13 protein-coding genes and 1 tRNA gene are annotated in these 13,190 nt (G+C 71.6%); 11 read left to right on the forward strand and 3 right to left on the reverse strand.

Going from position 1 to position 13,190, the window contains the following annotated elements; genetic code table 11:
- Positions 1 to 178: 178 nt before the first annotated feature.
- Complete coding sequence (locus tag OOK41_RS12300; protein ID WP_305792073.1) at positions 179 to 1,189, reverse strand: LLM class flavin-dependent oxidoreductase; 1,011 nt, start codon at positions 1,187 to 1,189, stop codon at positions 179 to 181.
- Positions 1,190 to 1,245: 56 nt separating this feature from the next.
- Complete coding sequence (locus OOK41_RS12305) at positions 1,246 to 1,725, reverse strand: Lrp/AsnC family transcriptional regulator (RefSeq protein WP_117669791.1); 480 nt, start codon at positions 1,723 to 1,725, stop codon at positions 1,246 to 1,248.
- A gap of 102 nt (positions 1,726 to 1,827) precedes the next feature.
- Here OOK41_RS12305 and OOK41_RS12310 point away from each other — a divergent pair, with 102 nt between their 5' ends.
- Entirely contained in the window at positions 1,828 to 2,988 is a 1,161-nt protein-coding gene (locus OOK41_RS12310; RefSeq protein ID WP_266264689.1) for a PLP-dependent aspartate aminotransferase family protein, read from the forward strand.
- A gap of 244 nt (positions 2,989 to 3,232) precedes the next feature.
- Here OOK41_RS12310 and OOK41_RS12315 read toward each other — a convergent pair.
- Positions 3,233 to 3,305: transfer RNA gene (locus tag OOK41_RS12315), tRNA-Leu, on the reverse strand.
- A gap of 94 nt (positions 3,306 to 3,399) precedes the next feature.
- Here OOK41_RS12315 and OOK41_RS12320 point away from each other — a divergent pair.
- The 10 genes from OOK41_RS12320 to OOK41_RS12365 all read left to right on the forward strand — a co-directional run bounded on the left by OOK41_RS12320 (position 3,400) and on the right by OOK41_RS12365 (position 13,181).
- On the forward strand, positions 3,400 to 4,020 hold the full coding sequence (locus OOK41_RS12320) for an ANTAR domain-containing response regulator (protein WP_117669789.1): 621 nt from the start codon (positions 3,400 to 3,402) through the stop codon (positions 4,018 to 4,020).
- A 67-nt stretch (positions 4,021 to 4,087) separates the two neighbouring features.
- Positions 4,088 to 5,329, forward strand: coding sequence for a hypothetical protein (locus OOK41_RS12325; RefSeq protein ID WP_266264692.1), 1,242 nt, complete (start codon positions 4,088 to 4,090; stop codon positions 5,327 to 5,329).
- Positions 5,330 to 5,589: 260 nt separating this feature from the next.
- Positions 5,590 to 6,750, forward strand: a complete 1,161-nt coding sequence (locus OOK41_RS12330) for a branched-chain amino acid ABC transporter substrate-binding protein (protein ID WP_117669787.1) — start codon at positions 5,590 to 5,592, stop codon at positions 6,748 to 6,750.
- Positions 6,751 to 6,855: 105 nt separating this feature from the next.
- Positions 6,856 to 7,806, forward strand: a complete 951-nt coding sequence (locus OOK41_RS12335) for a branched-chain amino acid ABC transporter permease (RefSeq protein WP_117669786.1) — start codon at positions 6,856 to 6,858, stop codon at positions 7,804 to 7,806.
- Complete coding sequence (locus OOK41_RS12340) at positions 7,803 to 8,912, forward strand: branched-chain amino acid ABC transporter permease (RefSeq protein WP_117669785.1); 1,110 nt, start codon at positions 7,803 to 7,805, stop codon at positions 8,910 to 8,912. The genes OOK41_RS12335 and OOK41_RS12340 overlap by 4 nt, the downstream gene beginning before the upstream one ends.
- A 55-nt stretch (positions 8,913 to 8,967) precedes the next feature.
- On the forward strand, positions 8,968 to 9,750 hold the full coding sequence (locus OOK41_RS12345; RefSeq protein WP_266267796.1) for an ABC transporter ATP-binding protein: 783 nt from the start codon (positions 8,968 to 8,970) through the stop codon (positions 9,748 to 9,750).
- Positions 9,740 to 10,450 carry an ABC transporter ATP-binding protein gene (locus OOK41_RS12350; RefSeq protein ID WP_266264695.1) on the forward strand — a complete coding sequence of 237 codons (711 nt, stop codon included), beginning with the start codon at positions 9,740 to 9,742 and terminating at the stop codon, positions 10,448 to 10,450. The genes OOK41_RS12345 and OOK41_RS12350 overlap by 11 nt, the downstream gene beginning before the upstream one ends.
- Before the next feature lie 32 nt (positions 10,451 to 10,482).
- On the forward strand, positions 10,483 to 11,388 hold the full coding sequence (locus tag OOK41_RS12355) for an ABC transporter substrate-binding protein (RefSeq protein WP_266264697.1): 906 nt from the start codon (positions 10,483 to 10,485) through the stop codon (positions 11,386 to 11,388).
- A 6-nt stretch (positions 11,389 to 11,394) separates the two neighbouring features.
- Complete coding sequence (locus tag OOK41_RS12360; protein WP_266264698.1) at positions 11,395 to 12,375, forward strand: amino acid ABC transporter permease; 981 nt, start codon at positions 11,395 to 11,397, stop codon at positions 12,373 to 12,375.
- Between the two features lie 53 nt (positions 12,376 to 12,428).
- Positions 12,429 to 13,181: an amino acid ABC transporter ATP-binding protein gene (locus OOK41_RS12365; RefSeq protein ID WP_266267797.1), complete on the forward strand. Its 753-nt coding sequence runs from the start codon at positions 12,429 to 12,431 to the stop codon at positions 13,179 to 13,181.
- Positions 13,182 to 13,190: the final 9 nt, after the last annotated feature.

Below are 13,190 nucleotides of genomic sequence, written 5' to 3' on the forward strand. Positions count from 1 at the left end.
GGCACCGGGCCGCAGCCGCGGAATCCGCACAGCTCCGGCCCGGTGCACCACACCGCAGCACCCCCGACCCGTCCCGACCGGGGAGTGCCGTACCACCACCGGAACCAAAGCTACGCGGCGTCCGCAACGCGGGGGTGACGCCGTTATGAAGATCGTGTTTCGGGCGTTTCCAACGGGTTCACCCGTCCCGGCGCAGCCCGCCCGCCACCCGGTCCGCGATCAGCTCGTACGAGCGCACCCGGTCGGCCACGTCGTACACCAACGTGGTCAGCATCAGCTCGTCCGCGCCGGTGCGGGCCAGCAGGTCGGTGAGCTGCCGGCGCACCGTCTCCGGCGACCCCAGCGCCTGCCCCTCCCGCCGGGCGAGCGCGAACTCCCGCTCCGCCTCCGTGTACGGGTACGCCGCCGCCTCGTCCGGCGTGGCGAGGGGCTCCGGCCGCCCCGAGCGCAGCCTCAGGAACGACAGCGCGCTCGGCCCCGCCAGCCACTCCGCCCGCTCGTCGGTGTCCGCGCACACCGCGTTCACCGCCACCATCGCGTACGGCTTCTCCAGGAACCGCGACGGCCGGAAGTGCTGCCGGTACAGCGCCAGCGCCGGCAGCGTGTGCCGCGCGCTGAAGTGGTGCGCGAACGAGAACGGCAGCCCCAGCAGCCCGGCGAGCTGCGCGCTGAACCCGCTGGACCCCAGCAGCCAGACCGCCGGCTGCTCGCCCCGCCCCGGCGTGGCCGTGATCGGCCCCGGGCGTTCCCCGCTGAAGTAGTTCATCAGGTCCGCCAGCTCCCGGGGGAACCCCTCGGCCGACAGCCCCTCCATCGTCCGGCGCAGCGCCAGCGCGGTCACCTGGTCGGTCCCCGGCGCCCGGCCGATGCCCAGGTCGATCCGGCCCGGGTGCAGCGCTTCGAGGGTGCCGAACTGCTCGGCCACCACCAGCGGGGCGTGGTTGGGCAGCATCACCCCGCCCGAGCCCAGCCGGATCGTCGAGGTGTTCGCCGCCAGGTGCGCGAGCAGCACCGCCGGCGCGGAGCTGGCGATCGCCGGCATGTTGTGGTGCTCGGCCACCCAGAACCGGCGGAAGCCCAGCTCCTCCGTGCGCCGGGCCAGCTCGGTGGTGTGCCGCAGGGCCGCGCCGGCGGTGGTGCCGGCCGCGACCGGGGCAAGATCAAGAACAGACATCGGTACGTCGATCACGCGAGCACGCAACCCGCCCCGCGCCGGAATTGTTCCCCTCGCCGGGTACGTGTGGCTCAACCCATCCCGCGCGCCTGCTCGAAGATCAGGCTGGTCTGGGTGTGCTGCACCGCCGGGTCCACCGCGAGATGGTCCAGTACGAAGTCCCGCAACGCGTCTCCCGACGCCGCCCGCACGTGCAGCACGTAGTCCTCCGCGCCCGCCACGTGGAACACCGACACCACCCCGGGCAGCCGCACCGACCGGGCCCGGAACGCGTCCACCGCCGCCCGCTCGTGCGCCGTCAACCGCACCGACACCAGCGCCTGCAACGGCAACCCCACCGCCGCCGGGTCCACCTCCGCGTGGAACCCCCGGATCGCCCCGCACTCCCGCAGCGCCCGGGTCCGGGTGAGGCACGTCGACGCCGCCACCCCCACCCGATCCGCCAGGGCGTTGTTCGGCAGCCGGCCGTCCGCGGCCAGCTCGGTCAGGATCGCGCGGTCGACGTCGTCCAGGGCGGCGAAGGGCCGCACATCATTCGGTGCGAGGGGCATTCGACCATCCTGCTCCGAATCATCGCGTTGTCAAAGACCATCGGACAGAATCTTCTGCGGCGCTCTTGCCGATGGTTGCCCTGATGTTCGACGCTTCCGGTCATGACGACCGTGGACACCAGAGCAGTGCACGCCGGCCGCGCCGACCTCGCCGCCCTCGGCGTCCACGTCCCACCCATCGACCTGTCCACCACCAACCCTCTGCCGTCGGTCACCGACGGCGGCGACGCGTACGAGCTGCTCGCCACCGGCGGCACCCTCCCGCCCGGCGGCAACGCCGTCTACCAGCGCCTCTGGAACCCCACCGTGGCCCGGTTCGAGGCCGCCCTCGCCGAGCTGGAGGGCACCGCCGCCGCCGTCGCCTTCGCCAGCGGCATGGCCGCCCTCACCGCCGCCCTCCTCGCCGCCACCCGGGACGGGAAGCGCCACGTCGTCGCCGTCCGCCCCCTCTACGGCGGCACCGACCACGTCCTCGCCACCGGCCTGCTCGGCACCGAGGTCACCTGGGCCCACCCCGACGGCGTCGCCGCCGCCGTCCGCCCCGACACCGCCCTGGTCATCGTCGAGACCCCCGCCAACCCCACCCTCGACCTCGTCGACATCGCCGCCCTCGCCACCGCCGCCGGCGACGTGCCCCTGGTCGTCGACAACACCGTCGCCACCCCCGTGCTCCAGCAACCCGCCCGGCACGGCGCCGCGCTCGTCCTGCACAGCGCCACCAAGAGCATCGGCGGCCACGGCGACGTCCTCGCCGGCGTCGTCGCCTGCGACGACCAGTGGGCCGCCCGGCTGCGCCAGGTCCGCGCCCTCACCGGCGCGATCCTGCACCCCCTCGGCGCGTACCTGCTGCACCGTGGCCTGCAGACCCTGCCCGTGCGGGTCCGCGCCCAGTCCGCCGGCGCCGAGAAGCTCGCCGGCTGGCTCGCCCGCCACCCCGCCGTCGCCCGCGTGCACCACCCCGGCATCGACGACCCCGCCGGGCTCGTCGGCCGGCAGATGGCCGGCACCGGCAGCCTGCTCGCCTTCGAGGTACGCGGCGGCGCGCCCGCCGCCGCAGCCGTCGCCGGGGCGTGCCGGCTGATCACCCACGCCGTCTCCCTCGGCGGGGTGGACACGCTGATCCAGCACCCCGCCTCGCTCACCCACCGGCCGGTCGCCGCCGACGCCAAGCCGGTCGGCGGGCTGCTGCGTATCTCCGTCGGCCTGGAGGACCCGGAGGACCTGCGCGCGGACCTGGAACAGGCGCTCGCCGCGATCGACTGACGGCGCGGGTCAGGACTTCGGGCCGACGTGCCGGGCACGGTCATCCGATTGGCCAGCCGGCAGCCGGCGGAGTGGAACAGGTCGCGCACGAGGTCACCGGGACGGGCGGTGACGATCTCCCGCTGCCAGGCCGCCAGGCCGATCGGCCGCTCGTGCTGGCCTCTCGCCCGCAGTTCGCGGGCCCGTGCCCGCATGTCGGGTGGCCGCACCCGCCCATCTTCGAACGCCTGTATGACACCTTCGGTGCCCCCGGTGGGATTCGAACCCACACTGTATGCAGTTTGAGTGCATTGTCTCTGCCGTTGGACTACAGGGGCGTTCCGTGATTCGCCGCTGACAGACTACCTACTAGGCTTAGGACGGCGACACCCGGCACGGCGGGTGTCGGGCACAGACTGGCGGGAGTGGCTCGTGGCCGAGACGCAGACGGATGCCGAGCGCAGGCGGGTGTTGATCGCCGAGGACGAGGCGCTCATCCGGCTGGACCTGGCGGAGATGCTGGTCGAGGAGGGCTACGAGGTGGTCGGCGAGGCCGGCGACGGCGAGACGGCCGTCCGGCTCGCCGAGGAGCTGAAGCCCGACCTGGTCATTCTCGACATCAAGATGCCGATCATGGACGGGCTGGCCGCCGCCGAGCGGATCGCCGGCGCCCGGATCGCCCCGGTGATCATCCTGACCGCGTTCAGCCAGCGGGACCTGGTGGAGCGGGCCCGGGCGGCCGGCGCGATGGCGTACCTGGTGAAGCCGTTCCAGAAGAGCGACCTGGTGCCGGCCGTGGAGATCGCGCTGTCCCGGTACTCGGAGGTCGCCGCGCTGGAGGCCGAGGTCGCCGGCCTGACCGACCGGCTGGAGATCCGCAAGACGGTGGAGCGGGCCAAGGGCGCGCTGATGACCACGTACGGGATGACGGAGCCGCAGGCGTTCAAGTGGATCCAGCGCACGGCGATGGACCACCGGATGACCATGAAGGAGGTCGCCGAGCGGATCCTCGCCGAGACCGCCGGCGGCGAGGTGGCCCAGCCGGCCTCCTGACGGCGGCGACCGGGCCCGGCGCGTCGCGGGGCCCTGCCGCCCCCGATCGATCGATACGATCGGATGCATGCTTTCTCGGCGCCCGTGCGCGGTGCTCGGTGTGGTCGCCGGGCTCGCGGTGCTGCTGGCCGGCTGCCGGTCGCCTGAGCGCCCCGCGCCCGCCCCCGGGCCGGTGCGCCCCGACTGGCGGGAGGTGACCCTGCCGGTGCCGCCGGGCGCCGCCGGCCGGCTGGTGCTGCGGGACGCGGCGGCCTGCGGCGGGCGGTGGTTCGTGGTGGGCGCGGTGGCCGACGCGGCGGGTGGGACCCGGCCGGCGGCGTGGTCCAGCGCGGACGGGGTCTCCTGGTCGGCGCTGCCGGTGCGGGGCGAGTCGTTCTACGGCCGCCAGCACGTGCTGTACGCGGTCGCCTGCCGGGACGGCCGGATCGCGGCGCTGGGGGCGAAGAACGGCGGGGTGCACGGCAACCCGCGTACCGGCACCTGGGTGCAGCGGCCGGACGGGTCGGTGCGCGAGGTGCCGGCGGGGTTCGAGCTGTTCGGCGGGCAGCGGGCGGTGGCGGCGAGCCGGCTGGCGGCGGGGCCGGGCGGCTGGTTGATCGCCGGGGCGCGGGTGGACGGGGCGGCGGTGTGGACGTCGCCGGACGCGTCCGGGTTCGTGATCCTGGAGGGCGTGCCGGAGTTGGCGGGCGACGGCCGGGGCCGCACGGCGGCGTACGACGCGGTGGCGGGGCCGTCCGGGTGGCTGGTGGTGGGCTCGCTGCTGCCGGCCGGTGGCGCGGCGTTGGCCCCGTTGGCGTGGACGTCGGCGGACGGGCGGGCCTGGCGGCGGGCCGAGTTGCCCACCCCGGACGGGCGGGGCCGGGCGCAGCGGGTGGTCCTGCTCGACGGCGAGCCGGTGGCGGTGGGTCCGGTGCGGGACGGCTTCGCGGCCTGGCGGCCGGCGGCGGCCGGGCCGGTGGGGGAGTCGAGCCCGTCGGGACCGCCCGCCGGATCGGGCCGGGCGGCGCAGTGGCGGCGGGTCGGCGGGTTCGGGGCGGCCGGTCCGGGAGTGCTGTCGGTGGTCGGCCTGGCGGCGGTGGGGCGGCGGCTGGTGGCGGTGACCGGCGACGGGGCCGGCCGGCGGTTGTGGGCCTCGGCGGACGGTGGCGCGTCGTGGCGGGCGGTGACGCTGCCGGGGCCGGCGGCGGTGCCGGACAGCGGGGACACGGCGCTGGCGGTGGCCGGTGGGGAAGATCGACTGTTGTTGCTGGCGGACGACGGTGGGGCGTCCCATGCCTGGTGGGCGCCGCCGCCGCTGACCGATCGGTAGCGGGTGGTCCCGGACGGTGCCCGTTACCGATGAAGCACAGGTGAAGACATTTCAGAATACAACTTTCTTACAGTGATCGTCTCCGATCCGCCACGGCGTGTAACGGTTCGGTCAACCCCGCTGCCCAGGGCTTACGTCGCAGCTTCCCGGTGGGATAACGTCCCGCCCCAGACCGGCGACGACGGTCTGGTTCGTCCGCCCCCGCAAGAGCCAATAGGCAGCGGGTGGTTCGGGCCATGGGACGGAGGAGGGTTCGGGCCTTGAGGCAGAAGCTCGCACGCGTGATCGGTGGCGTCGCCATGCTGGCGCTCGTCGCCGGTGGCACCGCTTGCTCCAGCGGCAGCGACGAGGAGGAGGCCGGAGGCAGCGCCTGCGGCAGCAAGATCGCGTTCTTCGGCGCCCTGACCGGCAGCTCGGCCGCGCTGGGCATCAACGAGAAGAACGGCGTCAAGCTCGCGGTCGACAAGTACAACAAGGAGAACGCGGACTGCAAGGTCGAGCTCGCCGAGCTGGACTCGCAGGGCAGCCCGGACCAGGCCCCGGGGCTGGCCCAGAAGGCGATCGACGACACCAAGATCCTCGGCGTCGTCGGCCCGGCCTACTCGGGTGAGTCCGAGGCCGCCGGCCCGCTGTTCAACGAGGCCGGTCTGGTCACCATCACCGCCTCCGCGACCAACCCGAAGCTGGCCCAGCAGAAGTGGAAGACCTTCTTCCGGGCGGTCGGCAACGACCTGAGCCAGGGCCCGGCGGCCGGTAGCTACATCAAGAACGTCCTCAAGGCCGACAAGGCCTACGTCATCGACGACCAGTCGGCGTACGGCGCGGGCCTGGCCGACGAGGTCAAGAAGGTCCTCGGCTCGGCGGTCGCCGGCTCGGACAAGGTCCAGGGCGAGGGCAAGCAGACCGACTTCTCCGCCGTGGTCACCAAGGTCAAGGCCGCCAACGTGAAGGCCATCTTCTACGGCGGCTACTACCAGGAGGCCGGTCTGATCCGTAAGCAGCTCACCGCTGCCGGGGTCACCGCGCCGCTGATCGCCGGCGACGGCGTCAACGACGGTGCGTACATCACCTCCGCCGGCCAGGCCGCCGCCGAGGGCACCATCCTGACCTGCCCGTGCCAGCCGTCCACCGAGGCCCGGGGCAGCTTCGCCGCGGACTACAAGGCCCTCAACGGCACGGACCCGGGCACCTACAGCGACACCGCCTACGACGCGGCGAACATCCTGCTCGCCGGGATCAAGGCCGGCAAGACCACCCGCGAGGGGCTGCTGGAGTTCGTGAAGGGCTACAGCGGCGAGGGCGTCGCCGCCAGCTACAAGTTCGTCGAGGGCGGGGAGCTGGACCCGGCGCAGGTCAAGGTCTGGGCGTTCAAGGTGACGGGCGGCAAGGTCGTCCCGGACCAGGAGATCCCCAAGTCCTGAAGCCGGTCGCTGCGACAAGCGATTGAGTAGTGATCGCGGGTGCGGCCGGGAGCTCGCTCCCGGCCGCACCCTCTTTTTCTCCACACCTGACGGAGCGTCCCTCCCTTGGACTTCGACGGACTCTTTTCGAACATCGGCACCCTGACCACGACCGGACTGACGCAGGGCGCGATCTACGCCCTGGTAGCGCTCGGCTACACGCTGGTCTACGGCGTGCTCAGACTCATCAACTTCGCCCACTCCGAGGTCTTCATCGCCGGCGCGTTCGCCGCGATCTGGACCTGGAACGGGTTCGGCCTGGACCAGGACTCGTCGGTGACCGGGCTCGGGTCGATCCTGTTCTACCTGCTGGTGGCCATGATCGTCGCGGCGATCGCATCGGCGGGCACCGCGACGGTGATCGAGCGGGTGGCGTACCGGCCGCTGCGCAAGCGCAACGCGCCGCCGCTGGCCTTCCTGATCACCGCGATCGGCGCCTCCATCGCGATCTCCGAGGCGTTCGGCGTCTACACCCGCCGCCTGCCGCAGGGCGCCCCCCAACTGGTCAGCCCCAAGCCGCTGTTCCACCTGTTCGGGGTGCCGATCGACGGAGTGCAGCTACTCACCATCGGCGCCGCGCTGGCGATGATGATCGGCCTCGACCTGTTCATCAACCGCAGCCGGACCGGGCGGGGCATCCGGGCGGTGGCCCAGGACCCCAACACCGCCGCGCTGATGGGCGTGAACAAGGACCGGATCATCCTCATGGTCTTCATCGCCGGCGGCAGCATGGCCGGCGTGGCGGGCCTGCTCTACGACGTGCGGATCCAGACCCTGACCTACAGCGTGGGCTTCCTGCTGGGGCTCAAGGCGTTCACCGCCGCGGTGCTCGGCGGCATCGGCAACCTGCGTGGCGCGCTGGTGGGCGGCCTGCTGCTGGGCGTGGTGGAGAACTACGCCTCGGGCCTGTTCGGCAGCCAGTGGAAGGACTTCGCCGCCTTCGCCGTCCTGGTGGTGCTGCTGATGTTCCGGCCGACCGGTCTGCTGGGTGAATCGCTGGGGAGGGCACGGGCATGACGACCGTCCTGGAGAAGGTGCGTTCCGGCCGCGAGGCGGTCGGCGAGCGCTGGCACCACGCCCCGCGCTGGGTGCGCTGGGTGCTGCTGGCCGCGATGATCGTGTTCTTCTACGCGCTGCCGAACAGAGAGTTCTACCAGTACCTGGGGCCGATCCCGACCCCGGGCGCGAACTTCACCCAGGTGCTGTTCACCGTCTCGATCTACGTGCTGCTGGCGGTCGGGCTGAACATCGTGGTCGGCTTCGCCGGCCTGCTCGACCTGGGCTACTTCGGCTTCTTCGCCGTCGGCGCGTACACCGTGGCGGTGCTGACCTCGCCGAGCAGCAACATCAAGACGCTGTGGCCGTGGCTGCTGGTGGTGCCGCTCGCGATCGCCCTGACCATGGTCTCCGGTGTCATGCTCGGCACGCCGACCCTGCGGCTGCGCGGCGACTACCTGGCGCTGGTGACCCTCGGCTTCGCCGAGATGATCCGCATCTCGGCGACCAGCTCGGCGTTCCTCAAGGGGCAGCGGGGCTTCAACCAGATCCCGCACCCGCCCGGCAAGTACGCCGACGGCAAGCCGTTCTTCGGCGTGCTCGACGCCCGGCCGTACTACTGGCTGGTGCTCACGCTGATCATCCTGGTGGTGATCGGGGTGCGGAACCTGACCCACAGCCGGGTGGGCCGGGCCTGGATCTCGATCCGGGAGGACGAGGACGCGGCCCAGCTCATGGGCGTGCCGACGTTCAAGTTCAAGCTGTGGGCGTTCGCCTCGGGCGCGGCGATCGCCGGCCTGGCCGGCGCGCTCTTCGCGGGCAAGCAGAACTTCGTGAACTCGCAGAACTTCGAGCTGCTCAACTCGATCATCATTCTCGCCGCGGTGATCTTCGGCGGGTCGGGCAACATCGTCGGCGCGATCGTCGGCGGCGGCCTGGTGGCGTACATGATCGAGCGGTTTCGCGGCATCGAGCTGTTCGGCGTCGAGCTGTACGAGTACCGGTTCCTCTTCTTCGGCCTGGTCCTCGTGGTGATGATGATCTTCCGGCCGCAGGGCCTCATCCCGAACCGACGACGGGCGGCGGAGTTCAAGGACCGTCGCAAGGAGGTGATCGTCGGTGAGTGACACCGAGCAGACCCCGGCCGTTCCGGCCCAGGCGGGTGCGCCCGCCGTCGAGACGGTGTCGCGGCGCGAGCCGCTGCTGGAGGTCGACCACGTGACGCTGCGCTTCGGCGGCGTCGTGGCGCTGAACGACGTGGACTTCACCCTCTACAAGGGGGAGATCCTCGGCCTGATCGGGCCGAACGGCGCCGGCAAGACCACCTGCTTCAACGCGATGACCGGGATCTACCAGCCCACCGAGGGGCAGATCCGGTTCCGCGGCCAGAAGATCAGCGGCAAGAAGCGGCACCAGATCACCAAGATGGGCATGGCGCGGACGTTCCAGAACATCCGCCTCTTCCCGGAGATGACCGCGCTGGAGAACGTCCAGGTCGGCGCGGACGCGCACCACAAGACCAGCGTGATCGCCGCGCTGTTCCGGCTGCCGCGGTACTGGAGGGAGGAGCGCGAGGGCCGGGAGAAGGCCGAGCGCCTGCTGGAGTTCGTCGGCATCCGGAACCGGATGCACGAGTTCGCCCGCAACCTCTCGTACGGCGAGCAGCGCCGCCTGGAGATCGCCCGCGCACTGGCCACCGATCCGGTGCTGCTGTGCCTGGACGAGCCCGCCGCCGGCTTCAACCCGGCGGAGAAGGAGGAACTGCTCCAGCTCATCCGGCAGATCCGCGACACCGGCATCACCGTGCTGCTGATCGAGCACGACATGCGGCTGGTGATGGGCGTGACCGACCGGATCGTGGTGCTGGAGTTCGGGAAGAAGATCGCCGAAGGGCTGCCCGCCGAGGTGCGGGACAACCCGAGGGTGATCGCGGCGTACCTGGGGGTGCCGGACGATGCTGCTTGAGATCGAGGACGTGAGCCTGCTCTACGGGCGAATCCAGGCGCTGCACGGCATCAGCCTGACCGTGGACGAGGGCGAGATCGTCGCCCTGATCGGCGCGAACGGCGCCGGCAAGTCGACCACCATGCGGGCGGTCTCCGGCATCCGGCCGATCGCCTCCGGCGCCATCCGGTTCGACGGCGAGGACATCTCCAAGCTCCGCGCGGACCTGCGGGTCCGGCGCGGGCTGTGCCAGGCGCCCGAGGGCCGGGGCATCTTCCCCGGCATGACGGTGCTGGACAACCTCGACATGGGGGCGTACACCCGGCGGGACCGGGCCGGCATCGCCCAGGACCTCGACCGGGTGCTGGGGCTGTTCCCCCGGTTGGCCGAGCGGCGCAAGCAGCCCGGCGGCACCCTCTCCGGCGGCGAGCAGCAGATGCTCGCGGTCGGCCGGGCGCTGATGAGCCGGCCGAAGCTGCTGCTGCTCGACGAGCCCTCGATGGGGCTGGCGCCGATGCTGATCCAGCAGATCTTCACCATCATCACCGAGATCAACCAGCAGGGCACCACGATCCTGCTGGTGGAGCAGAACGCCCAGCAGGCGCTGGCCCGCGCCCACCGGGCGTACGTGCTGGAGACCGGCCGGATCGTCAAGTCCGGCACGGGCGCCGAACTGCTGCACGACCCGTCGGTCAAAGAGGCGTACCTCGGCGTGGCCTGACCGGCCGACCCCTCAGTAAGGAGTTTCCCCTCATGTTCCAGCTCAACGGTGGTCGGCGGGCGGCGTTCGGCGCCGCCGGCGCGGCCGTGCTCCTGCTCTCCCTCGCCGCGTGCGGCGAGGAGGAGAGCACCGAACAGCCCGGTGCCGGCCCCTCGGTCAGCGCCTCCGCGGACTCGTCGCTGGCCGACAAGGTGCCGGCCGCGATCAAGTCCGACGGCAAGATCGTCGTGGGCACCGACTCGACGTACGCCCCGGCGGAGTTCCTCGACTCCGACGGCAAGACGGTGATCGGCTTCGACGTGGAGCTGTTCTCGGCGGTGGCCCAGAAGCTCGGCCTGAAGGCGGAGTTCGTCTCGGCGCCGTTCGGCGACATCATCTCCGGCGTCAACACCGGCAAGTACGAGGTCGGCGTCTCCTCGTTCACCATCAACCCCGAGCGCAAGCAGCAGGCCAACATGGTCAGCTACTTCCAGGTGGGCACCCAGTGGGTGACCAAGAAGGGCAACCCGGCCGGCGTCACCATCGAGAACGCCTGCGGCAAGAAGATCGCCGTGCAGAAGGACACCGTCCAGGTCGAGGACATCCAGAAGCGGTCCAAGGCGTGCACCGACGCCGGCAAGCCGGCGATCACCGTGGAGCAGTTCCCGGGCCAGGACGCCGCGACCGCCGCGGTGGCCTCCGGCAAGGACGACGCCATGCTCGCCGACTACCCGGTCGGGGTGTACGCGGTCACCCAGTCCAACGGGGCCCTCGACCTGCTCGACAAGCAGTACGAGGCCGCGCCGTACGGCTACGTGGTGAGCAAGGACCAGGCGGCGTTCGCCGAGGCCGTCCGGGACGCCACGAAGGCGCTGATCGCCGACGGCTCGTACAAGACGGTGCTGGACAAGTGGAAAGTGGCCGACGGCGCCCTCACGGACCCCGCGGTCAACCCGTAACACGACATGACGACCGACAAAGCGACAACCGTACGGGCACGGGCGGAGCCGATCCGCGCCGTGCCCGTACGGCACCCGGGGCGCTGGGTCGCGGTGGCCGTGCTGGCCGTGCTCACCGCGATGTTCGTCCACCTGCTGGCCACCAACGAGGCCTTCAACTGGTCGTTCATGGTGGACAAGATGTTCCGCCCGCCGATCATCGAGGGCCTGCTGCGTGGCACCGTGCTGATGACGGTGTGCGCGATGCTGATCGGCGTCGTGCTCGGCGTGGTCATCGCCGTGATGCGGCTGTCCGACAACCCGATCCTGCGCGGGGTCGGATGGCTCTACACCTGGTTCTTCCGCGCGGTTCCCCGGCTGGTGCTGCTGGCGGTCTTCGGCAACATCGGCATCCTGTGGAGCCGGATCGAGTTCGGGGTGCCGTTCGACACCCAACTGGGCCAGCTCTTCGGCATCGACAACCTGCAGCTCCGGCTGTTCGGCTTCTCCTCCCGGGACATCCTCACCGGGTTCATGGCCGGCCTGCTGGGGCTCGCGCTGTCCGAAGCGGCGTACATGGCCGAGATCGTCCGGGCCGGCATCCAGTCGGTGGACCCCGGGCAGACCGAGGCGGCCCAGGCGTTGGGCATGGGCCGGGGCCAGTTGCTGCGCCGGGTGGTGCTGCCGCAGGCGATGCGGATGATCATCCCGCCGACCGGCAACGAGACGATCGCCATGCTCAAGGACACCTCGCTGCTGCTGTACGTGCCGGTGAGCGTCGAGCTGTTCTTCCAGCTCGACGCGGTCGGCAAGCGGACGTTCCAGATCTTCCCGATGTACGTCGCGGCGTGCCTGTGGTATCTGTTCCTGACCAGCATCCTGCTGGTCGGCCAGTACTTCCTGGAGCGGCACTTCGGCAGGGGGTACGGCAGCGCCGGGCGGGCCCGGCTGCGGCTGCGCGGGATGGCCGCGGAGACCGGCGGGAACCCGGGGAAGGTGGAGCCGTGACCGAGCTGGTCGTCCCCGCCCAGGCCGACGCGCCGGCCGCCGAGTCGGACGTGATGGTCCGGGCCGAGCAGGTGCACAAGTCGTTCGGGCCGCTGGAGGTGCTCCAGGGCATCGACCTGGAGGTCCGCGCCGGGGAGGTGTGCTGCCTGCTGGGCCCGTCCGGGTCCGGCAAGTCGACGTTCCTGCGCTGCATCAACCACCTGGAGAAGATCGACGCCGGTCGGATCTGGGTCGACGGCGAGCTGATCGGCTACCGGGAGCGCGGCGGGAAGCTGCACGAGCTGCGGGAGCGGGAGGTGGCCGCGCAGCGCCGCGCCATCGGCATGGTGTTCCAGCGGTTCAACCTGTTCCCGCACATGACGGTGCTCCAGAACGTCGTCGAGGCGCCGGTGCTGCTGGGGCGGGAGAAGAAGGCCGCGGCCCGGGAGCGGGCGGCGGCGCTGCTGGACCGGGTCGGGCTGGGCGACAAGCTGGGCGCGTACCCCGCCCAGCTCTCCGGCGGCCAGCAGCAGCGGGTGGCGATCGCCCGGGCCCTGGCGATGCAGCCGAAGCTGATGCTCTTCGACGAGCCGACCAGCGCGCTGGACCCGGAGCTGGTGGGCGAGGTGCTGGACGTGATGAAGGACCTGGCCCGCGACGGCATGACGATGATCGTGGTGACCCACGAGATCGGCTTCGCCCGGGAGGTCGGCGACTCGCTGATCTTCATGGACGGCGGCGTGGTGGTGGAGTCCGGCAACCCCCGCGAGGTGATCGCGAACCCCCGCCACGAGCGGACCAAGTCCTTCCTGGCGAAGGTGCTCTGATCGGCGCCC

This window comes from Micromonospora sp. NBC_01655 (genome assembly GCF_026339755.1).
In the GTDB taxonomy this organism is placed as follows: domain Bacteria; phylum Actinomycetota; class Actinomycetes; order Mycobacteriales; family Micromonosporaceae; genus Micromonospora.